The following is a 21,137-nucleotide window of genomic DNA, read 5'->3' as shown; positions in this document are numbered from 1 at the left end:
ACTTTTTCGCGGGCCGGACAGACCGGGCACCCTGGGTGGACCCGAAAGCCGTCGCTGAGGCACAGTGCTTACACCCCTATATCCGCATATCGACCGCAAGACGGATGGGACGTTTCATGACTGGCGATTCTTCGCGCCCCTCCTCCGCCCACGCTCCCCATCCGGCCTGGCTGCCCGACGACGCGTTCGCCGCGATCGGCAGCCGCCGCGTGGTGGTGGCGGGCGACGGCGCCCTGGCCGGCACCGTGGCCGAGGAGGTCGCCGCGGCGACCGCCCGGTTCGGCGGCTCCTTCTCCCGCCTCGAGGTGGGCGACGGCGTCTCGGACGCCGACCTGGTGCTGACCCTGTCCCCGCCGGTCCCGACCAGCGGGGGGCCTGACGAGAGCTTCCGGCTCACGCGCGAGGCGGGCGCCGTCGTGGTCCAGGCCGCGTGCGACGCCGGGCTGCTGCACGGCTTCTTCCACCTGGTACGCCTCGGCGACGACGCGTTCGACGGGCCCGACACCGACGAGACCCACGCCCCCGCGACCGACCTGCGGATGCTCGACCACTGGGACAACGTGGACGTGCACCCCACGATGGGCCAGGTCGAGCGGGGCTACTCCGGCGGTTCGATCTTCTACGACGACGGCGTGGTGCACGCGGACCTGTCCCGCGTGGAGCGGTACGCGCGCCTGCTGGCCGCGGTCGGCATCAACCGCGTGGCCATCAACAACGTCAACGTGCACGCGCGCGAGGCCCGGCTGCTGACCGACGACCTGGGCGACGTCGTGCGCGTGGCCGCGGTGTTCCGGCGCTGGGGCATCCGCGTGCACCTGTCGGTGTCGTTCGCGTCGCCCATGACGCTGGGCGGCCTGGACACGTCCGACCCCCTCGACCAGGGCGTCGCGCACTGGTGGGTGCGGGCCGCCGCGCGCGCCTGGGACGCGATCCCGGACTTCGGCGGCTTCGTGGTCAAGGCGGACTCGGAGGGCCAGCCCGGGCCGTTCGCCTACGGGCGCACCCACGCCGACGGCGCGAACATGCTGGCCGCGGCCGTCGAGCCGTACGACGGGCTGGTCCACTGGCGCGCGTTCGTGTACGACCACAAGCAGGACTGGCGCGACCGGTCGACCGACCGCGCCCGCGCCGCCTACGACCACTTCCGCCCGCTGGACGGCACCTTCTCGGACAACGTGGTGCTGCAGGTCAAGTACGGGCCGATGGACTTCCAGGTGCGCGAGCCGCTCAACCCTCTGCTGGCCGCCATGCCGCACACGCGCGTCGCCCTGGAGCTGCAGGTCACCCAGGAGTACACCGGCCAGCAGCGGCACGCCGTCTACCTGGGGCCGCAGTGGAGCCAGATCCTCGGCTTCCGGTTCTGGGACTCGGCCGGACGCGCGGGCGGCTCGCCCAGCGTGGCCGACCTCGCCACCGGCCGCGGCAAGGCCGTCGAGGACCCGGGCACCGGCACCTGGCGCAAGCCCGCCGGCGGGTTCGCCGCCGTCTCCAACGTGGGCGACGACGAGTTCTGGACCGGCCACCCGTTCGCCCAGGCCAACCTCTACGCCTACGGGCGGCTGTGCTGGGACCCGACGCTGGACCCGGGCGCCGTGCTCGACGAATGGGTGGGCCTCACGTTCCCGGGCGCCCCGGACGTCGTCGGGCAGGCCCTGCACGCCGTGCTGGACCGGTCGTGGGAGACGTACGAGCTGTACACCGCACCGCTCGGCGTGGGCTTCATGGTGCGCCCCGGCCACCACTACGGGCCAGACGTCGACGGCTACGAGTACACGCCCTGGGGCACCTACCACTTCGCGGACCGCGACGGCATCGGCGTCGACCGCACGGTCGGTACCGGCACCGGCTACGCGGGCCAGTACCCGGCGCCGTGGTCGGCCACGTACGAGTCGCCGACGTCGTGCCCCGACGAGCTGCTGCTGTTCTTCCACCACGTGCCGTACACGCACGTGCTGCACAGCGGCAAGACCGTGGTGCAGCACATCTACGACACCCACTTCGACGGCGTGGAGCGCGTGGAACAGATGATCGCCGTCTGGTCGGAGGTCTCGGCGCTCATGGACCCGCGCGTCTCCGAGCGGGTCTCGGAACGGCTCGCCGAGCAGCTCCGGAGCGCCACCGAGTGGCGCGACCAGGTGAACACCTACTTCTTCCGCAAGTCCGGCATCCCCGACGAGCGGGGGCGCACGATCTACTGAGGCCCGGGCTACCGCGGCACGTACGACGTCTGGCTGTAGGTGCCCTTGCCGAAGGCCAGCACCTTGGCCGGCTGGACCGCGAACACGAGTGCGGTCCCGCCGACGTCGTTGGTGAAGGCCCCGTCGCCGACCTCGTACTGCCACTGCCCGGTCCACTTCTCGCGCCACGCGGCCGCGAGCAGCTCGAGGGTCCGCTGGTCGGTGACGCGCCGTGCCGGGCCCTCGACCATGACGTCCAGCCCCTTGTTCCAGGTGCTGTCGCCCGTGGTCAGCACGACATTCGGGTTGCCCTGAAGGTTGACGGCCTTCTGCTCCTCAGGGCCCGTGGTGAAGTGCAGCGCCCCCTCGTGCCACACGGCAACGAGCGGCGTGACGTGCGGGCGGCCGTCGGCGCGCACCGTCGTCAGCCACGTGAGCTGCGCGTTCTCGAGCACCTCCCGCGTCTCCTCCCACGCGGTCGGCTGCACGTTGGGGTCGCTGAACCGCGCATCGAGCTCGGTCACTGGGTTGTCCATGAGTCTTCTCCCTCTGACGACGTCGGAAAGTGCTCTGCGACGAGCCGGTCGATCTCACCGGCGGTGCTCCAGCCCGGGCCGAACCGGTTGCGCATCACCGCGACCGCGACGCCGGTGTCGATGTCGGCCCAGACCCCGGATCCGTTCGCGCCGAACATACCGAAGGCCGACCCGGGGCGGGAAGGCACAGCGCCCGGGCGGGACGGGGCGAACCCGAACGCCCACGTCGACGGCACGTCCATGACGGCGTCCCGGCCCTCGAACAGTGGGCGCGCCATGCTCGTCAGCCTGGCCGGCGACACCAGGACGTCGGCGCCGTACCCGAGCAGGCCCGCGAAGACCCGTGCGGCGCCGAGGGCAGACATGGTGCCCCCGGACGGGATGTCGCTGGTCAGCACGTCACGCCGGTTGGCGAAAGCGGCGTCCGGCCGGATGCCCGGCGGGAGCGCGCGGTCGGCGGGCGACCCCGGCTCCGGCCAGGACGGCGGTCCGGGGGCCGGTTCCTGCCGCGCCACCCGGCCCAGCAGCGCGGGTGGCACGCCGAAGTGCACGTCCCGCTCGACCCCGAGAGGGCCGGTGACGGCCTCGTGGAGCCACCAGGTCAGGGTCTGCCCGGTGGCCCGGCGCACCGTCTCGCCGAGCAGGAAGCCGAAGGTCTGCGCGTGGTACCCGAACCCGGTGCCGGGCTTCCACCACGGCTCCGCGCCCGCGAGCGCCCGGCACATCCCGTCCCAGTCGCACAGGTCCGGGACGGTCGTGTCGTAGGGCGGGGCGGGCACGCCCACCGAGTGCATCAGCACGTGCCGCAGGGTCGCACCGCCCTTGCCGTGCGCGGCGAACTCGGGCCAGACGTCGGCGAGCCGCAGGTCGTAGTCCAGCTCGCCGCGCTCCACCAGCACGTGCGCGACGGCGGAGGCGACCCCCTTGGCCGTCGATGCCGCGAAGAACAGGGTGCCCGGGGTCACGGCGGCTCCGCGTCCGGCGTCGGCCAGGCCGCCCACGACGTCCACGACGAGCTCGCCCCGGTGGACGACCGCCACCTGGAGGCCGACCTCCCCGCCGTCGGCCACCAGGCGATCTACTGTCTCCTGGACGCGGCCCTGGAGGTCGCGTGCGGTGCCGTCACCCATGCCAGGTCCGACCGGTCGGCCCGGGAGAAGTCATCGGCGCTAGCCCGCGTCCGGCCGCGGGGCGTACATGATGACGGCGACGCCCACCAGGCAGATCAGCGCGCCGGTCACGTCCCAGCGGTCGGGGCGGAAGCCGTCCACGGCCATGCCCCAGACCAGGGAGCCGGCGACGAAGATGCCCCCGTAGGCGGCCAGGATGCGGCCGAAGTTGGCATCCGGCTGCAGGGTCGCGAAGAACCCGTACAGGCCCAGGGCGATCACGCCCGCGCCGATCCAGAGCCAGCCCTTGTGCTCGCGGATGCCCTGCCACACGAGCCAGGCGCCGCCGATCTCGAAGAGGGCGGCGGCCACGAACAGGACGATCGATCGGGTCACGTTCATCGGGCGGCATTCTCCGGGTCGGTGGCAGGTCCGCGCGAGCCCGTCGGGTCCGCGCGTCGGGGAAGACGTTGTGTCTCCGGGGTGTGTCGCTGTGAGTAGACAGTGTCTACTCACAGCAACGCGCCTGGCGCAGTAACCGTCTCCCCCCCGACGACACACCCGGCGGGCGGTCGCTACGGCGTGTCGCCCGGGACCTTGCTGCTCTCGACACGGGCGCGCGCCGGCAGGCCGATGTCCCAGAACTGGATGGTCTGCAGCACCCAGAACAGGGCGAAGACCAGCATCAGCACGGCCTCGACCACGAACAGCGTCTGCGGGAAGAAGTCAGGGGCGAACCGGTCGAGCGCCGCCATCGTCACCAGGCCCGCCACGAGCGCCACCGCCATGACCACGGCGATCCACCGGTACCAGACCCGGAAAGCCGCGGCCGACATGCCACGCAGCCGTTCGAGCGACTGGGCCCTGACGGCGACGTCCGAGCCGTTGATCCACGCGACGGCGACCAGGCAGCAGAAGAGGAGCACGGCCGCGGCGTAGTGCGCCGCCGCGAGGAAGCCGTCAGGCCAGAGCAGCAGCCAGACGCCGGTCCCGGCCCACGTCAGCCACGTGAGCCACAGGTCCCAGCCCTCGGGGCCGCCCAAATCACGACGCCGCGGCCAGGTCGCGAGCGCCAGCACCAGACCGCCCACCAGGAGGAGCGTGCCGATGTTGTTGAACACCCGCTCGGGCACGTCCAGGCAGTACGGCTCGGCGGTGCACATGTCGGCGTCGAGCGGCGTCGGCACCAGGGCCACGACGACGGCGAACATGCCCGCGAAGTTGAGCAGCACCTCCTCGGCGCCGTGCCGGCCCTTGATCGCGATGAGGCACGTGCCGATGCCGACCAGCGCGCCCACGAACACGCTCTGCACCGGCGAGTAGAAGTAGGCGCTGATCGACGCGTGCCACCACTCCTCGCCGGAGTCGAGCCGCCCGTGGTCCGCGACGATCTGCATGGTCAGCGACACGAACAGCACCAGCACCACGGCCACTATCGCCACGCGTAGATATCGATAGGTCAGCCGGCCCGGGTCCCCCTGCTTGATAGCCATGCGCACACTGTGTCGCAAGAGCCACAGAACGGACAATCAAGTCCCGCGATATCGCCAGGCAGGCGTCAAGCGCGGGCCGTGAACCGCCGCTCGACGTCGGCCACGAGGGCAGCCGCGTTGCGCAGCACCAGGGCGAGCCAGACCACCGCGAGCAGGGCGAACACGGCCTCGGTGGTCAGCACCACGATGCCGCCGGCCAGCACCAGCAGCGAGAGCGTGCCCAGGGTGACCAGCGGCCGTGCACCCAGGTAGTGCGCCGCGAGCCGCACCGAGTCGCGGGTACGGAACCCGAAGAACGACACGATCACCAGCGCGTTCATCGTCCACAGGGCCAGTCCCGCGCCCACCACGACGAGCACGCCCGCGTACCAGCCGGGCACGCCGCCGACGCCGACGTTCGCCAGCCCCAGCACCACGACGACGCCGGCGGCGAGCGCGGGCACCCAGACCCGCAGGGCGTCGGCCCAGTTCAGCCGGTACCCGCGCCAGAACGACGACGCCGGGGTGAGCCCCTCGGCCCGGGTGCGGTCCCGCAGCGCGAACAGCCCGGCCGACACCGCGGGCCCCACGGGTACGAGGCACAGCGCGAAGAGCACGGCGTTGCCAGGCGTCCGCTCCAGCAGGAGCGAGCCGAGCACGCCCGGCAGGACGGCGACGACGAGCAGCAGCTCGACGATCAGGTGCCAGTACACGAGCGCGGTCGCACGGCCGAGCACCCCCTCGCCGAACTCGCGCCGCTCGCCGTCGCCCCGCCTGCCGGAGCTCATGCCTCGCCTCCCGCGGCGTCCTCGCGCAGCAGGACCACGTCCGTGGGCGCCAGCCGCAGCGTCTCGCCCGCCCGCACGGCCCGGCCGGTCAGCAGGTCGACGCCGGACGCGTGCGCGGCGACCTCCACCGGCTCCGTCGCGTGGGACAGCACGAAGGCAAACCGCACGCCGTCCTTGGCGCGCACGGCGAGCTCGACGTCGGGTACGTCGGCGTACGGACCCACGAGCCCGTGCCGGTCGAGCAGGCGGCGCACCACCCACGCGGCCCCGGCGTCATCCAGGCCGGTCCCGACGTACCAGGCCTCGCCACCCTCGGGTCCCGTGGGGCGGTGGCGCGTCACCGCAGGCGTGCCCGCGTAGAACTCGGCGCCGTAGGTGCCGGCCACGTCGGCGCCCTCGGGCACGAGCACCTCGAAGACGAGCTGCGCGGCCGAGACCACCTCGCCGGACCCGTCGGTCAGCGTCACCGGGTTGGTCACGCCCGGCTCGGCCGAGTCGGTCTCCTCGACCCGGACGCCGAACAGGGGGGCCAGCGGCCCGGGCGCGTCCATGAGGTGCGCGTTGGCGTTCTCGTCGGCGCGGCCCGACCAGTACGAGGCGAGCACCGATCCCCCGCGCGCGGTCACAGCCGCCAGCCGCTCGGCGACGTCGCCCTTGAGCACGTGGAGCATCGGCGCGAGCACCACGTCGTACCGCGTCAGGTCCGCCGTCGTGGGCACCACGTCCACCTGGGCGCCCGCCTGCCAGAGCGCGCGGTAGTACGACAGCACCGTGTCGACGTACTTGGCGTGCCGGTTGAAGCCGTCCGTCATCTCGGCGGCCCACCAGGAGTCCCAGTCGAACAGCAGCGCGACGCGGGCCGGCGTCCGGGCCGCCACGACGGCGTCGCCCAGCCCGGCCAGCTCCGACCCCAGCGCGGCGACCTCGCGGAACGCGCGCCTGTCGGTGCGCCCCGCGTGGTCGAGGACGGCGCCGTGGTACCGCTCGCAGGCCCCACGCGACTGCCGCATCTGGAAGTAGAGGACGGCGTCCGCACCGTGCGCCACCGCCTGCCACGACCAGAGCCGCAGCACGCCCGGCCGCTTGACCGGGTTCACGTCACGGGACGCCGTGATGGTCGGCGTCTGCTCCATGACCCAGAACGGGTCGCCGTCCTTGAGGCCGCGCATGACGTCGTGCGCCAGCGCCATCCGCACGTGCTCGCGCCGGCCGGGCGGGTAGTTGTCCCAGGACGCGAAGTCCAGGTCGCCGGCCCAGCGGTGGTAGTCGATGGGCCGGAACATGCCCATGAAGTTGGTCGTCACCGGCGTGGTCGCGTCGTGCTCGCGGATACGGGCCTTCTCGTCGCGGAAGTTGGCGAGCATCGCGTCCGACATGAACCGCCGGTAGTCGAGCGTGATGCCCTGGAACGCCGTGTGGTCGGGCCCCCGCCAGTGCTCGCTGAGCATGTTCGGCGGCACGATCTGTGCCCAGTCGCTGAACGTGTGCGACCAGAAGGTCGCGTTCCACGCCTCGTTCAGCCGCTCCAGCGTGCCGTACCGCACGCGCAGCCAGTCGCGGAAGCCGGCGGCGCACAGGTCGCACCAGCAGCCGCCGTCGAACCCGCCGTACTCGTTGCCGACGTGCCAGGCCACGAGGCCGGGCGTGCCGGCGTACCGCTCGGCGAGGCAGCCGGCGAGCTCCGCCGACAGCCGCCGGTAGACCGGCGAGCTCGGGCACGCGTTGTGCCGCTGGCCGAAGACGTGGCGCCGGCCCTGGAAGTCGGTGCGCTCCACCTCGGGATGGCGGTGCGCCAGCCACGGCGGCAGCGCCCCCGTCGAGGTGGCCAGCACGACGCCGCGGCCGCCCTCGACGGCGCGCGCCACGATCGCGTCGAGCTGCGCGAAGTCGTAGGTGTCCTCGTCCGGCTGCAGCGTGGCCCAGGAGAAGACGTTGAGCGTGAGCGTGTCGATCGATGCCTTGTCGAACGCCGCGTAGTCCTCCTCCCAGACGGGCCGGGGCCACTGCTCCGGGTTGTAGTCGCCGCCGTACAGGATCTTCGAGTCGGTCACGCGTCGTCCTTGTCGTTCGAGGTCCGGCCCAGGATGCGCGAGTCGTCCAGCCAGGACGGGGTCTCGTCGCGCACGGGGTCGAGGGTCACCAGGGTCACGCCGTGGCGGCCGAGGGTCAGGTCGAGGTCGACCCGTCCGCCGTCCGCCGTGGGGACCACCGGCAGGGAGAAGGCGCGGCGGGCGGGTTCGCTCGCCTCGTGCAGGGCGTCGAGCTGCCGGGCCGACGGCGACACGGGGCGCCCCATCTCGCGCCAGGCGGCCCAGGCGTTGCCGGCTGTCTCGTCGACGTCGTAACGCATCCCGAACACCCGCGACGTGTCCGACGCCCGGATCCCTCCCGCGACCCGTACGTCTGACTCGACCGGGACGCTCAGCCGGATCTCGTGGCGCTCGGGCTCGGCCACGTCGTCCGTGCCGCCCACGGGCTGCCAGGCCAGCACCGTCACCTGCCCCGTCGCGGCGTGCCGCGAGACCAGGTGGTCGACGCCGCGTGCGAGGACCTCCTGCCCCATCCGCGCCATGAACGCGTACAGGTGGAAGGTCGGCTTGCGCACCTGGCGGTGCCCGAGCATGCCGAACCCGCCGTGGAAGAACGACGCCGGAACCCCCTCCTCCTCGAAGACGTCGCTGAACGTCCAGTAGGCGAAGGAGTCGGCGTACTCGCCGCCGCTCGCGAGCACGGGGGCGAGGTAGGCCGCGTTGTACGCCGTGTCGTGCACCGGGTTGTCGGGCCGGTAGCTCGTGTTGAACTCGGTGACGTGCAGAGGGCGGCCCGCGAGCACCGTCCCCGCCAGGAGCTTGGCGGGCCGGGCGAACTGGTCCAGCAGGTCCTCGGGCCGGCGGAGCGTCTGGTAGACGCCGAACGGCACGTGCTGGGCAGGGCCGGAGGTGTAGGCGTGCACGGACAGGAAGTCGGCGGGCAGTTCGCGCCGGGTGACGAAGTCCGCGAAGGGCTCCCACCAGTCGTCGGCCCCGGGTGAGATGGCAGGACCGCCCACCTGGAGCGCGGCGTCGACGTCCTTCACCGCGAGCACGGAGGTCTCGTAGAGGCGGAAGTACGCCTCCTGATCGGCGCCGGCCCAGAAGTGCGTGAGGTTGGGCTCGTTCCACACCTCGACGGGCCAGGTCCGTACCTCGTCGATGCCGTACCGGTCGATCAGGTGCCGGAGCAGGGCCTGCACCAGGCGGGCCCACTCGGCGTGGTCGCGCGGCGGCGTGACGTTGCCCTGCCACCAGAACACGGTCTGGTCGCCGGACGCGAGGCCCTTCGGCATGAACCCGAGCTCGAGGAACGGCTTGATCCCGAGCCGCAGGTAGGCGTCGACCACCTGGTCCACGTAGGTGAACACGTAGGCGGTACCGCGGTGACCTGCGACGTCATACGGGCGGTGCACGGCGACGTCGTCGTGCAGGATGCCGTGGCCGCGGATGTGCCGGAAGCCGATCTCGCGCTGCACGAGGGCCAGCGACTCCTGGTAGTCCTGCCGCAGGGCGAGGTTGAACCGCCCCGTGCCCACGCAGGTACGCCAGGCGTCCCCGAGCACCCCGCTCGCCGAACCCGGAACATGAACCCGCTGCACAAAGCCCCTCTCGTGGTGCGATGAGTGCGGGACCAGGTCTCGACCGGCTCGGCCCGCTGGTCGAGCCGGTCGAGAGCCGAGTCCCGCACTCTGCGGATGGTTACTCGGTGACGCCCGCCGCCTGGTTCACGGTGTCGACGTACGTCTGTGCGCCGGCGCTCTCCACCTCGGCCACGTACGCGTCCCACTCGTCGAGCGAGCGGTCGCCCAGGATGAACTGCGACGTCGCCGTCATGACCAGGTCCTGCAGGTTGGTCTGCAGCAGCGAGGACTCCTCGCGCTGCATCTCGTCCATCGCGATGCCCGGGCCCTTCTCCGCGACGTCCTTCTGGTTCATCTCGTCGAGGAAGCCCTGCACCTCGGGCGTGAGCGTGGAGCGGACCAGGTCCGAGGTGGACCCGTGAGCCAGCGACCAGACGCCGTTGTAGTAGCCGAAGTCGGTGTTCAGCAGCTTCGGGGCGCCCGGGTTGAGGCCGCTCCAGTCGACGTCGTCGGCCAGGGTGCGGGTGCCGTCGGCGTCCTTCGTGTAGGTCTCACCCTCGATGCCCCACTTGGCGAACTCGAGGCCCTCGTCCGAGTAGTACAGCCAGTCGACGAACTGCAGCATCGCCACGAAGTCGTCGCGCTCGGCGGCCTTGGAGGACAGCGCGATACCGGACTCGAACCGGCCGCCGGTGGTGGCGTCCATGATGTTGCCGGCGGGGCCGGCCGGGACCACGATCTCCTTGAGCTTCGCGTCCTTGTCGCCGGCCTCCTCGAAGCCGGTGCGGTACCGCGTCATCTCCTGGTCGTTGACACCGAGGGCGGCGACCTTGCCGGTGGTCAGCTTGGCGATGGCCGGGTCGTCCTCCTGGGTCAGGCCCTCGGGGTCGAGCAGCCCGCGGTCCACCAGGTCGGCGAAGTAGGAGACCAGCTCCTTGTAGCCCTCGGACGTGCCGGTGTACTCGTACTCGGAGCCGTTCCAGGTCACGCCGTCGCCGTAGCCCCAGCCCGCCTCGGTGCCGAAGTTGCCGGCCGCGGCCTGGAGGGTGGCCTCCATGGGCCCGTTGATGGACCAGCGCTCGGTGTACGGGTAGTCGAGCTCCGGGTGCTCCTCCTTGATGACCTCGAGCTGGTCGGCGAACTCGTCCCAGGTCTTCGGGTCCTCCAGGCCGGCGTCCTCCCACCAGTCCTCACGGATCGCGATCGAGTAGGACGGCTTGGGGCTCTCGTGCAGGCCGGGCAGCACGTAGAACTTGCCGTCGGCCTGGCGCAGGCGGTCCAGGTCCTCCTGGAGGCCCCACTTCTCGACCTTGTCCTGGAAGTTGGGCAGATAGTCGAGGTAGTCCGAGATCGGCAGGACGGCGCCGCCCGAGGTGAGCGTCTCGACGTCGGCCGCGTAGGTGGACGGGATCAGGTCGGCGGCGTCGCCGGAGCTGATCAGGAGCGCCCGCTTCTGCTGCCAGTCGGCCAGCGGCACCGACTGGATGTCGAAGGTGACGTTGTGCTCCTCCTCGAACGCCTTGAGGATCGACCAGTCCTTCTGGAGCGGGTAGTTCGGGTGGTCGCGGTACATGAGACCGAACGTGAGCGGCTCGGTCGCCTTGAAGGTGGTGCCGACGCCGTAGTCCTCCATGGCGCCGACCATCTTGTCGGCCGTGTCGACGGCGGCGCCGTCGTCCTCGCCGCCCGACGAGCACGCGGTGAGCGTGAGTCCGAGCGCGGCCACGGCGGTGGCCGCGGCGACCTTTCTAGGGGTGATCCTCATTGATTTCCTCCGGGGTATGAACGTCGTCGTTCGACGGCGGATCGGTCGGTGGTGCGGCGCGCTCAGCCCTTGACGGAGCCGAGCATCACGCCGGACACGAAGTACTTCTGGACGAAGGGGTAGAGGCACACGATGGGCAGCGCGGTGAGCAGCATCGTCACCGCCTTGACGTTGGCCCCGATCTGGACGGCGACGTCGCTCAGGCCCTCGCCGGTACCGGTGGCACCGGCGATGATGTTCCGCAGGAACACCGTGACCGGGTACATCTCCGGATCGTCCATGTAGAGGAACGCGGGGAACCAGGAGTTCCAGAACCACACCGCGTAGAACAGGACCATGGTGGCGAGCACCGCCTTGCTGAGCGGCAGCACCACCCGGAAGAAGATGCCGTAGGTGGTCAGGCCGTCGATCGCGGCGGCCTCCTCCAGCTCCTCCGGGAAGTTCTCGAAGAACGACTTCATGACCAGCAGGTTGAAGACGTTGATCGCCTGGGGCACGACGACGGCCCAGATGGTGTTCTTGAACCCGAGCTGGCTGACCAGGATGTAGTTCGGGATGAGGCCGCCGGTGAAGAACATCGTGAAGACCGCGAACCCGATCAGGATCATGCGGCCCTTGAGGTACTTCTTCGACAGCACGTAGGCGAACGTCGTGGTCAGTGCCATGGCGATCGCGGTGCCCACCACCGTGTAGACCACGGTGTTGAGGTAGTTGCGCCAGAACAGGTCCTGCTCCAGCACCGACATGAGGGTGGTGGTGTTGAACCCGATGGGCCAGACGGTGACGTCGCCGCTGCGGATCGCGGCCTCGGAGCTGAACGCCCGCGCCGCCAGGTTGAGGAACGGGTACAGCGTGACGGCGGCGACCAGCACCAGGATGGTCGTGTTGACCCAGCGGAACACCGTGTAGCCGGGGGTGTCCTTGACCGTGGTGGTCTCCGGGCGGGGCCGCGACAGGTCGGGGGTCTCGGCGCCCACGGCGTCGGTGGTCGGGGCGGGGGCGGTGTTTACCACAGGGAGCTCCCGGTGACTCGGCGCGAGATGGCGTTGGCGGAGAAGACGAGGACCAGACCGATCACGGCCTCGAACAGGCCGATCGCCGTGGCGTAGCTCAGCTGCCCGGACGTGAGGCCGACGCGGTAGATGTACGTGGAGATCACGTCCGCCGTCGGCTGGGTCAGCGTGTTGTAGAGCAGGAAGATCTTCTCGAAGCCCACCTGCATGAACTGGCCGATGTTCAGGATGAGCAGCACCATCATCGTGGGCCGGATGCCGGGCAGCGTGACGTGCCACGTCTGCTGCCAGCGGTTGGCGCCGTCGATCCGCGCGGCCTCGTAGAGCTGCGAGTCGATGGTGGTCAGGGTGGCCAGGTAGAGGATGGTGCCCCAGCCGACGGTCTGCCAGACCTCGGAGGACACGTAGATCGTGCGGAACCAGTCGGCCTGCTGCATGAACGAGATGGGGTCTCCGCCGAACAGCTTGACCAGCCGGTTCACCGTGCCGTCCAGCGATGTCAGCTCGAACACGAAGCCCGCCACGATGACGACCGACATGAAGTGCGGCAGGTAGCTGACGGTCTGCACGAATCGCTTGAACACCCGCGACCGGAGCTCGTTGAGCAGCAGCGCCAGGATGATCGGCAGCGGGAACACGATCACCAGGGTCAGCGCACCGATGATCACGGTGTTCTGGAACGCCTGCCAGAACGCCTGGTCCTGGATGAACCGCTCGATGTAGTAGAAGCCGACCCATTCCTCGCCGAAGATCGACCCGCCCGGCCGGAACCGGCGGAAGGCGATCACGTTGCCGGCCATGGGCAGGTAGCGGAAGACCAGGAACCAGATGACCGGCAGGAGCGCGAGGCTGTAGAGGCGCCAGTGCTTGCGCAGTGCCAGGCCCCAGGTCTCCTTGCCGCGTAGCTCTGTCGCGCCGCGTAGCTCGGTAGCCATCCCCACCTCTTTGTGGAACGTTTTCGAAACTATCGACGACGATGCCGATAGTGCTTGTCGTGAGGGACAGTAGGGTGAGATCCGACGACACGTCAAGACATGCCCAGAACGTGACGATTACGATCCAGACACGGCATTCCATGCCGAGTACGAGATCCGATGCTGGCGCGAGACGGTGTACCTTCGGGTCGAAAGTTCCGCAGACATGACCGAAAGGCGGGTGCGATGACCGGCGTGAGCCCCGGACCGACCATCGCGTCGATCGCGCGCGAGCTCGGCCTCTCGGTGCCCACGGTGTCGAAGGTGCTGAACGGCAGGGCCGACGTCGCCCCCGCGACCCGCGACCGCGTCGAGGCGGCCCTCGAGAAGCACCAGTACCGCCGTCGCCGGCCCGCCGCCGCGGCCCCCGGGTCAGGTCTGATCGACCTGGTGTTCCACCGGCTCGGCTCCGCGTGGTCCATGGAGATCATCCGAGGCGTGGAGGACGCCGCTGCCGAGCTGCGCAGCAGCGTGATCCTGTCCGAGCTGGGCGGCGAGCACCGCCCGCCGGCCCGCTGGCTGGACACCACGATCTCGCGGCCACCGCTGGGCGTGCTGCTCGTCGCTGCGAACCTGTCCGACGCCCAGCACCAGCAGCTCGACCGGCGTGGCATCCCGTACGTGGTGATCGACACCGACGGCGAGCCGCCGGCCGACGTCGCCTCCGTGGGCTCCGACAACTGGAACGGCGGGTTGCAGGCCACGCGGCACCTGCTCGCGCTGGGGCACCGCCGGATCGCCATGATCACCGGGCCGTCGAACATGCTGTGCAGCCGCGCTCGCGTCGACGGGTTCCGGTCGGCGCACGAGGAGGCGGGCGCCGTCGTCGATCCCGCGCTCGTGCGCGAGGGGAACTTCTACGTCGAGGCGGGCTTCGAGCAAGGTCTGGAGCTGCTGTCCCTGCCGGACCGCCCCACCGCGGTGTTCGCGGGCTCCGACATGCAGGCCCTCGGCGTGCTCCGGGCCGCGCACCAGATCGGCCTGCGCGTCCCGGAGGACCTGTCGGTCGTGGGCTACGACGACCTGCCGCTCGCGTCCTGGGTGGGGCCACCGCTGACGACGGTACGGCAGCCGCTCCGCGAGATGGGAGCGGCCGCCACCCAGATCCTGCTCGACATCGCCCGCGGCCGGTCGCCGAAGGTCCGCCGTCTCAACCTCTCGACCGAGCTGGTGGTCCGGGAGTCGACGGCGCCGCCGGCCTAGGCTCCCGTGCCGCCCCGCGCCCCGCTCAGATCGAGCGGGCGTGTACCGCCAGGCGGTCGAAGGCGGCATCCAGCTCGGCATCGACGACCTGGGCCTCGGGGTGCGCCTCGAACCAGGACACCTGCTCGGCGGCGCCGATGTCGTAGGTGATCGTGGTGCCGAACTCGGGCACGAGCGAGCGCACCTTCGAGTTGTCGAAGACCATCGAGTGCGCCTTGTCGCCCACCAGGCCGGGGCCCAGGTCGGGCAGCACGCGGGCGATGGTCTCGGACGCGACGTGCACCAGGTCGGGGCTCCGCACGCCCGCGGCCTCGGCCAGCCAGGTGTAGATCTGGTCCCAGGTGGGCGCGTGGGTGCCGGTGATGTGGAACGTGTCGCCCACGGCCAGCGGGTTGCCGAGCAGCCCCACGAACCCGACCGCGAAGTCCTCGGTGTGCGTGATCGTCCACAGGGACGTGCCGTCACCGTGGACGACGACGGGCTTGCCCGCCCGCATGCGGGCGACGTCGGTCCAGCCGCCCGACGTCGGCAGCAGCGTGCGGTCGTAGGTGTGCGACGGGCGCACGATCGTGGCGGGGAACCCGTTGTCCCGGTACTCGCGCACCAGCAGGTCCTCGCAGGCGATCTTGTCGCGGGAGTACTGCCAGAACGGGTTGCGCAGCGGCGTCGACTCCTTGACCGGCAGCCGCGACGGCGGCGTCTGGTAGGCCGACGCCGACGAGATGAACACGTACTGCCCGGTCCGGCCCGCGAACTGCGCGACGTCGCGCGCCACGTGCTCCGGCCCGAACGCACGGAACTGGGCGACGACGTCGAACTCCCGGCTGCCGACGGCAGCGGCGACGGCCCCGGGGTCGTTCGCGTCCGCGACGAGCGTCTCCACCCCGGCGGGAACCGGACGGGTCGTGGATCTGCCCCGGTTGAGCACGGTCACCCGGTGTCCGAGCCGCGCGGCCCGGGCCACCGAGGCATGACTGATGATTCCGCTTCCACCGATGAACAGGATGCTCTGGGACATGCGCCAATCCTTGCACCGAGCACCCTGTCTGCGCTGGTCGGGGGCAAGATCGGTCCGAGGTGCGGACACCCGCCGACCCTGCCCCCGCGGCACGTCGCGCAGCGAGGTCAGCGCTGCACGCGCGCGCTGCCCCCGCCGGCCAGCTTGGCCACCTCGGCGAGCGTCGCCATGGTGGTGTCGCCGGGGGTGGTCATGGCCAGCGCGCCGTGCGCCGCACCGTACTCGACGGCCTCCTGGAGCGAGCCGAGCTCCATGAGCCCGTAGGCCAGGCCCGACGCGAACGAGTCGCCGCCGCCGACGCGGTCGAAGATCTCCAGGTCGGCCCGGTGGGTCGCCTCGGCGAAGCCCTCGGCGCGCGACCAGGCGATCGCGCCCCAGTCGTTGCGCGACGCGGAGCGCACCCCGCGCAGCGTCGTCGCGATCACCTGGAAGTTCGGGTACGCCTCGGACGCGGTCTTGATCATCGCCCGGAACGCGCCCGTGTCGAGGTCGGTCAGGTTCTCGTCGACGCCCTCGACCTCGAAGCCGAGCGAGGCCGTGAAGTCCTCCTCGTTGCCGATCATCACGTCGACGTGGCTCGCCAGGCGCCGGTTGACCTCGCGCGCCCGCTCCTCGCCGCCGATGCCCTTCCACAGCGAGGGCCGGTAGTTCAGGTCGTAGGACACGATGGTGCCGTGCCGGCGGGCCGCGGACATGGCGGCCTCGGCGACGTCGGCCGACGACTCCGAGAGGGCCGCGAAGATGCCGCCCGTGTGCAGCCAGCGCACGCCGCGGGCGAACAGCGCGTCCCAGTCCACGTCCTCGGGCTTCATCTGCGAGATGGCGGTGTTGCCGCGGTCGCTCACGCCCACCGCGCCGCGTGCGCCGAAGCCACGCTCGGTGAAGTTGAGGCCGTTGCGCACCGTGCGGCCGATGCCGTCGTAGGGCACCCACTGCACGTACTGCGTGTCGAGGCCGCCGGTGAGCATGAAGTCCTCGACCAGGCGGCCGATCTCGTTGTCGGCGAGGGCGGTGACGATCGCGCCGCGCAGGCCGAAGCAGCGGCGCAGGCCGCGGGCCACGTTGTACTCGCCGCCGCCCTCCCACACGTCGAAGCTGCGGGCGGTGCGCACCCGGCGGTCGCCCGGGTCGAGGCGGAGCATGACCTCGCCGAGCGCGACGACGTCGTAGGCGCTCTCGGCGGCGGGGCGGACGTTCAGCGAGCTCATCGGTTCTTCTCCTGGTCGATCTGGGCGGCGAGGGCCACGGCGTCGCGGGTGCGGCTGGTGATCCCGTCCCAGTCCCCCGCGGTGACGAGCTTGCGGTCCACCATCCAGGACCCGCCGACGGCGAGGACCGGCTCCAGGCCGAGGTAGTCACCGAGGTTGGCGGCGCTGACGCCGCCCGTGGGCACGAACCGCAGGCCCGGGAACGGCGCGGAGAACGCCTTGATCGCGGCGGGCCCGCCGACGACGGACGCGGGGAACAGCTTGACGACGTCGACCCCCAGGTCGAGCGCGGCCATGATCTCCGACGGCGTGGCGACGCCGGGCAGCACGGGCACGCCGTGCTCCTGCGCGCGGCGCACGACGGCGGTCGACAGCCCGGGGGACACGATGTAGCGCGCGCCGGCCTCGACGACGTCGTCCACCTGCGCGACCGTGGTGACGGTGCCGGCACCGATCACGACGTCGGGCTGGTTCTTCGCGACCGCGCGGATGGCGTCGAGGCCGCCCGCGAGCCGCAGCGTGATCTCGGCGACGGGCAGGCCGCCGGCGACGAGCGCGTCGGCGAGGCGGGCGCCCTCGTCGGCGCCGTCGACCACGACGACCGGCACGAGCCGGTGCGCGGCCAGCGCGTCGAGGACCGGGTTGTCGGGGGATGACATGCGTGCTCCGTTTCGCTATGGTGAACGCCTGTTGTTCACTGCGAAACGCATGCTACGTGAGGGAGTCCCATGGAAGCCAGTCCGCTCGGCAGCGTCGACAAGGCGCTGCTGGCCCTCGACACCCTCGCGGGCTTCGGCGCCGCGGGCGCGCCGCTGGCCACGCTGGCTCAGGCCGTGGGCGTCAGCAAGCCGACGCTGCACCGCACGCTCGCCGCGCTCCGGCACCGCGGCTACGCCGAGCAGACGTCGGACGGCGCCTACCGGCTGGGCCCCTCCGCCCTGGCCCTGGGCAGCTCCTACCTGGCCGAGGAGAACCTCCCCGCGCTGCTGCACCCGGCCCTGACGGCGCTCAGCGAGGCGGTCGACGAGCTGGTGCACCTGGGCGTGCTCGCCGGGCGCGAGGTGGTCTACCTCGACAAGGTGGAGCCGCAGCGCGCGGTCCGGGTGTGGTCCGCCGTCGGACGGCGGCGCGCGGCCGCGACCACGGCGCTCGGGCGCGCGCTGCTCTCGGTGCAGGAGCTCGACGACGGGGCCCTGGAGCGGTTCGCCGGTGGGAACACTCCCGCGGAGCATCTCCGTGACGTGCTGGCCGACGCCCGGCGGACCGGGGTCGCCGGCGAGACCGAGGAGAACGAGCGCGGTATCGCCTGCATCGCGGTGCCGCTGCTCCGCGCGGGCCGGGGCGTCGCGGCGGTGAGCATCACGGCGCCCGTGGAGCGGCTGCGCGGCGCCGCGCGGACGGAGCGCGTCGACGCGCTGCGCGAGCTGCTGCCGCCCCTCCTCCCGGCAGGCTTGTCGGTCCCGCCGACGTCCGCCTGACGGGAGGTGCGGCCCCCGCGCCGCCCATCCCCGGCATGACGAAGGCCCGGCCGCCCCTTTCGGGGTGGCCGGGCCTTGTGTCAGGACCGGGTCCTACCGGGCGATCACGCCCCGCCGGCCGCCATCTGGCCCGACGGCGGCAGGTCGCGCGGCACTAGTCCGGCGCCCGCGGGCACCGACTGGGGCTCGGCCTGGGTCGGCCGACGACGCTCGTCCCGCTCCACACCCTGGAAGCTGAACTCGCCGAGGATTCCCTCGCCCTCGCCGTCGACGATCACGAGCTGACCCGCCGTGAGCTCGCCGAACAGGATCTTCTCGGACAGCGTGTCCTCGATCTCCCGCTGGATCGCCCTCTTGAGCGGACGGGCGCCGAGCACCGGGTCGTAGCCCTTCTCCGCCAGCAGGTGCTTCGCGGCGGGGGTGAGCTCGATGCCCATGTCCCGGTCGCGCAGGCGACGGTCGAGCTTCGCGATCTCCAGGTCGACGATCTCGATGATCTCGTCCTGCGAGAGCTGCGGGAACACGACCACGTCGTCGACGCGGTTGAGGAACTCCGGCCGGAAGTGCTGCTTGAGCTCCTCGTTGACCTTGGCCTTCATGCGCTCGTAGGAGGTCACCAGGTCGCCGCCGGCGTTGAAGCCGGTCTGGACGCCCTTGGCGATGTCCCGCGTGCCCAGGTTGGTGGTCATGATGATCACGGTGTTCTTGAAGTCGACCACGCGACCCTGCGAGTCCGTGAGACGACCGTCCTCGAGCACCTGCAGCAGCGAGTTGAAGATGTCGGCGTGCGCCTTCTCCACCTCGTCGAACAGGACCACGGAGAACGGCTTGCGCCGCACCTTCTCGGTCAGCTGGCCGCCCTCGTCGTAGCCGACGTACCCGGGCGGGGAGCCGAACAGGCGCGAGACCGTGTGCTTCTCCGAGAACTCGGACATGTCGAGCTGGATGAGCGCGTCCTCGTCGCCGAAGAGGAACTCGGCGAGCGCCTTGGCGAGCTCGGTCTTACCGACACCCGTGGGGCCGGCGAAGATGAACGAGCCACCGGGACGCTTCGGGTCCTTGAGGCCGGCGCGCGTACGGCGGATCGCCTGCGACAGGGCCTTGATCGCGGCCTCCTGGCCGACGACCCGCTTGTGCAGCTCGTCCTCCATGTGGAGCAGCCGGCTGGACTCCTCCTCGGTGAGCTTGACGACCGGGATGCCCGTGGACATCGCCAGCACCTCGGCGATCAGCTCGTCGTCGACCTCCGCGACCGTGTCCAGGTCGCCCGACTTCCAGGCCTTCTCCTTGTCGGCGCGGACCTGCGTGAGCTGCTTCTCCTTGTCACGCAGCCCGGCGGCCTTCTCGAAGTCCTGCTCGTCGATCGCCGACTCCTTCTCGCGGCGCGCCTCGGCGATGGACTCGTCGAGCTCCTTGAGCTCCGGCGGCGCCGTCATACGACGGATGCGCAGCCGGGCCCCGGCCTCGTCGATCAGGTCGATCGCCTTGTCCGGGAGGAACCGGTCGTTGATGTACCGGTCCGCCAGCGTGGCCGCGGAGACCAGCGCGGAGTCCGTGATGGACACGCGGTGGTGCGCCTCGTAGCGGTCGCGCAGACCCTTGAGGATCTCGATGGCGTGCTCGAGCGACGGCTCCGACACCTGGATCGGCTGGAAGCGGCGCTCCAGGGCCGGGTCCTTCTCGACGTACTTGCGGTACTCGTCGAGGGTGGTGGCACCGATGGTCTGGAGCTCACCGCGAGCCAGCATGGGCTTCAGGATGGAGGCGGCGTCGATCGCGCCCTCGGCGGCACCCGCACCCACCAGGGTGTGGATCTCGTCGATGAACAGGATGATGTCGCCACGCGTGCGGATCTCCTTGAGCACCTTCTTGAGGCGCTCCTCGAAGTCACCGCGGTAGCGCGAGCCGGCCACCAGGGCGCCCAGGTCCAGCGTGTAGAGCTGCTTGTCCTTGAGCGTCTCGGGGACGTCGCCCTTGACGATGTCCTGCGCGAGGCCCTCGACGACGGCCGTCTTGCCGACGCCGGGCTCGCCGATCAGCACCGGGTTGTTCTTGGTGCGGCGGGACAGCACCTGCATGACCCGCTCGATCTCCTGCGTGCGCCCGATGACCGGGTCGAGCTTGCCCTCGCGCGCGGCCTGGGTGAGGTTGCGGCCGAACTGGTCGAGCACGGCCGAGCCCGCGGGCTGACCTTCCTGAGGGCCACCGGCGGAGACGGGCTCCTTGCCCTGGTAGCCGCTCAGCAGCTGGATGACCTGCTGGCGAACCTTGTTCAGGTCGGCACCCATCTTGGTGAGCACCTGTGCGGCAACGCCCTCACCCTCGCGGATGAGGCCGAGCAGGATGTGCTCGGTGCCGATGTAGTTGTGACCGAGCTGCAGCGCCTCGCGGAGCGACAGCTCAAGAACCTTCTTGGCGCGCGGCGTGAACGGGATGTGCCCGCTCGGCGCCTGCTGCCCCTCACCGATGATCTCGGTGACCTGGGTACGGACGCCGTCGAGCGAGATCCCGAGCGACTCCAGCGCCTTGGCGGCAACGCCCTCACCCTCGTGGATGAGGCCGAGCAGGATGTGCTCCGTGCCGATGTAGTTGTGGTTCAGCATCCGCGCCTCTTCCTGGGCGAGGACGACGACCCGACGGGCGCGATCCGTAAATCTCTCGAACATGTGCTGCTCCCTCACGAGCGGCGTACACCTGCACCGGCGGTACCAGGCCTGACCGCAACGACTCTATGCGCTCCCAACGCGGCGACCTACCGGTTGATGCCCATGTTCGCCAGGGGC

At 71.0% G+C, this 21,137-nt stretch carries 17 protein-coding genes; 3 read left to right on the top strand and 14 right to left on the bottom strand.

From position 1 onward, the window contains the following. The first annotated feature begins 116 nt into the window (after window positions 1–116). Window positions 117–2,198, top strand: a complete 2,082-nt coding sequence (locus ACH47X_RS16075) for an alpha-glucuronidase (RefSeq protein ID WP_397405586.1) — start codon at window positions 117–119, stop codon at window positions 2,196–2,198. An 8-nt stretch (window positions 2,199–2,206) separates the two neighbouring features. Here the strand turns inward: ACH47X_RS16075 and ACH47X_RS16070 are convergent, their stop codons facing one another. From ACH47X_RS16070 to ACH47X_RS16025, 10 genes are all read right to left on the bottom strand, one after another. Further along, complete coding sequence (locus tag ACH47X_RS16070; protein ID WP_397405585.1) at window positions 2,207–2,713, bottom strand: pyridoxamine 5'-phosphate oxidase family protein; 507 nt, start codon at window positions 2,711–2,713, stop codon at window positions 2,207–2,209. Continuing rightward, window positions 2,698–3,843, bottom strand: coding sequence for a serine hydrolase domain-containing protein (locus ACH47X_RS16065; protein WP_397405584.1), 1,146 nt, complete (start codon window positions 3,841–3,843; stop codon window positions 2,698–2,700). The genes ACH47X_RS16070 and ACH47X_RS16065 overlap by 16 nt, the downstream gene beginning before the upstream one ends. A 39-nt stretch (window positions 3,844–3,882) precedes the next feature. Next, entirely contained in the window at window positions 3,883–4,224 is a 342-nt protein-coding gene (locus ACH47X_RS16060; protein WP_020015875.1) for a YnfA family protein, read from the bottom strand. Window positions 4,225–4,397: 173 nt separating this feature from the next. Continuing rightward, the gene (locus tag ACH47X_RS16055; RefSeq protein WP_397405583.1) at window positions 4,398–5,315 is read right to left on the bottom strand and encodes a hypothetical protein; all 918 of its coding nucleotides are present in this window, start codon (window positions 5,313–5,315) and stop codon (window positions 4,398–4,400) included. 65 nt (window positions 5,316–5,380) lie between these two features. Continuing rightward, a complete protein-coding gene (locus tag ACH47X_RS16050; RefSeq protein WP_397405582.1) occupies window positions 5,381–6,082 on the bottom strand; it encodes a DUF624 domain-containing protein in 702 nt (233 codons plus the stop codon). Continuing rightward, complete coding sequence (locus ACH47X_RS16045) at window positions 6,079–8,133, bottom strand: beta-galactosidase (RefSeq protein WP_397405581.1); 2,055 nt, start codon at window positions 8,131–8,133, stop codon at window positions 6,079–6,081. The genes ACH47X_RS16050 and ACH47X_RS16045 overlap by 4 nt, the downstream gene beginning before the upstream one ends. After that, entirely contained in the window at window positions 8,130–9,713 is a 1,584-nt protein-coding gene (locus ACH47X_RS16040) for a GH39 family glycosyl hydrolase (RefSeq protein ID WP_397405580.1), read from the bottom strand. Before ACH47X_RS16040 ends, ACH47X_RS16045 begins: the two co-directional genes overlap by 4 nt. Before the next feature lie 100 nt (window positions 9,714–9,813). Then, a complete protein-coding gene (locus ACH47X_RS16035) occupies window positions 9,814–11,460 on the bottom strand; it encodes an ABC transporter substrate-binding protein (RefSeq protein WP_397405579.1) in 1,647 nt (548 codons plus the stop codon). Between the two features lie 62 nt (window positions 11,461–11,522). Further along, window positions 11,523–12,473 carry a carbohydrate ABC transporter permease gene (locus tag ACH47X_RS16030; protein WP_397405578.1) on the bottom strand — a complete coding sequence of 317 codons (951 nt, stop codon included), beginning with the start codon at window positions 12,471–12,473 and terminating at the stop codon, window positions 11,523–11,525. Beyond that, the gene (locus ACH47X_RS16025) at window positions 12,467–13,408 is read right to left on the bottom strand and encodes an ABC transporter permease (RefSeq protein WP_142032420.1); all 942 of its coding nucleotides are present in this window, start codon (window positions 13,406–13,408) and stop codon (window positions 12,467–12,469) included. The genes ACH47X_RS16030 and ACH47X_RS16025 overlap by 7 nt, the downstream gene beginning before the upstream one ends. Before the next feature lie 225 nt (window positions 13,409–13,633). Here ACH47X_RS16025 and ACH47X_RS16020 point away from each other — a divergent pair, with 225 nt between their 5' ends. Continuing rightward, a complete protein-coding gene (locus ACH47X_RS16020; RefSeq protein WP_397405577.1) occupies window positions 13,634–14,650 on the top strand; it encodes a LacI family DNA-binding transcriptional regulator in 1,017 nt (338 codons plus the stop codon). Window positions 14,651–14,675: 25 nt separating this feature from the next. On the opposite strand, the gene ACH47X_RS16015 is transcribed toward ACH47X_RS16020, so the two are convergent. The 3 genes from ACH47X_RS16015 to eda all read right to left on the bottom strand — a co-directional run bounded on the left by ACH47X_RS16015 (window position 14,676) and on the right by eda (window position 17,535). After that, complete coding sequence (locus ACH47X_RS16015; protein WP_397405576.1) at window positions 14,676–15,668, bottom strand: NAD-dependent epimerase/dehydratase family protein; 993 nt, start codon at window positions 15,666–15,668, stop codon at window positions 14,676–14,678. Between the two features lie 107 nt (window positions 15,669–15,775). After that, entirely contained in the window at window positions 15,776–16,876 is a 1,101-nt protein-coding gene (locus ACH47X_RS16010) for a sugar kinase (RefSeq protein WP_397405575.1), read from the bottom strand. Next, on the bottom strand, window positions 16,873–17,535 hold the full coding sequence (gene eda / locus ACH47X_RS16005) for a bifunctional 4-hydroxy-2-oxoglutarate aldolase/2-dehydro-3-deoxy-phosphogluconate aldolase (protein WP_142032412.1): 663 nt from the start codon (window positions 17,533–17,535) through the stop codon (window positions 16,873–16,875). The genes ACH47X_RS16010 and eda overlap by 4 nt, the downstream gene beginning before the upstream one ends. A gap of 69 nt (window positions 17,536–17,604) precedes the next feature. Between eda and ACH47X_RS16000 the strand changes: the two genes are divergently transcribed. Beyond that, entirely contained in the window at window positions 17,605–18,354 is a 750-nt protein-coding gene (locus ACH47X_RS16000; protein ID WP_397405574.1) for an IclR family transcriptional regulator, read from the top strand. A 104-nt stretch (window positions 18,355–18,458) separates the two neighbouring features. On the opposite strand, the gene ACH47X_RS15995 is transcribed toward ACH47X_RS16000, so the two are convergent. Continuing rightward, window positions 18,459–21,020 (bottom strand): ATP-dependent Clp protease ATP-binding subunit, encoded by a 2,562-nt coding sequence (locus ACH47X_RS15995; protein WP_036965612.1) that lies wholly within the window; start codon window positions 21,018–21,020, stop codon window positions 18,459–18,461. Between the last annotated feature and the right edge of the window lie 117 nt (window positions 21,021–21,137).

This window comes from Promicromonospora kroppenstedtii, assembly GCF_044389675.1.
Lineage (GTDB): Bacteria > Actinomycetota > Actinomycetes > Actinomycetales > Cellulomonadaceae > Promicromonospora > Promicromonospora kroppenstedtii.
The sequence above is the reverse complement of the archived record's forward strand: the minus strand, read 5'-3'. Positions and strand labels throughout refer to the sequence as shown.

Coding starts and splice junctions, on each gene's coding strand:
- ACH47X_RS16075 (WP_397405586.1), top strand. CDS start 117: ATGACTGGCGATTCTTCGCGCCCCTCCTCCGCCCACGCTCCCCATCCG.
- ACH47X_RS16070 (WP_397405585.1), bottom strand. CDS start 2,713: ATGGACAACCCAGTGACCGAGCTCGATGCGCGGTTCAGCGACCCCAAC.
- ACH47X_RS16065 (WP_397405584.1), bottom strand. CDS start 3,843: ATGGGTGACGGCACCGCACGCGACCTCCAGGGCCGCGTCCAGGAGACA.
- ACH47X_RS16060 (WP_020015875.1), bottom strand. CDS start 4,224: ATGAACGTGACCCGATCGATCGTCCTGTTCGTGGCCGCCGCCCTCTTC.
- ACH47X_RS16055 (WP_397405583.1), bottom strand. CDS start 5,315: ATGGCTATCAAGCAGGGGGACCCGGGCCGGCTGACCTATCGATATCTA.
- ACH47X_RS16050 (WP_397405582.1), bottom strand. CDS start 6,082: ATGAGCTCCGGCAGGCGGGGCGACGGCGAGCGGCGCGAGTTCGGCGAG.
- ACH47X_RS16035 (WP_397405579.1), bottom strand. CDS start 11,460: ATGAGGATCACCCCTAGAAAGGTCGCCGCGGCCACCGCCGTGGCCGCG.
- ACH47X_RS16025 (WP_142032420.1), bottom strand. CDS start 13,408: ATGGCTACCGAGCTACGCGGCGCGACAGAGCTACGCGGCAAGGAGACC.
- ACH47X_RS16020 (WP_397405577.1), top strand. CDS start 13,634: ATGACCGGCGTGAGCCCCGGACCGACCATCGCGTCGATCGCGCGCGAG.
- ACH47X_RS16015 (WP_397405576.1), bottom strand. CDS start 15,668: ATGTCCCAGAGCATCCTGTTCATCGGTGGAAGCGGAATCATCAGTCAT.
- ACH47X_RS16010 (WP_397405575.1), bottom strand. CDS start 16,876: ATGAGCTCGCTGAACGTCCGCCCCGCCGCCGAGAGCGCCTACGACGTC.
- eda (WP_142032412.1), bottom strand. CDS start 17,535: ATGTCATCCCCCGACAACCCGGTCCTCGACGCGCTGGCCGCGCACCGG.
- ACH47X_RS16000 (WP_397405574.1), top strand. CDS start 17,605: ATGGAAGCCAGTCCGCTCGGCAGCGTCGACAAGGCGCTGCTGGCCCTC.
- ACH47X_RS15995 (WP_036965612.1), bottom strand. CDS start 21,020: ATGTTCGAGAGATTTACGGATCGCGCCCGTCGGGTCGTCGTCCTCGCC.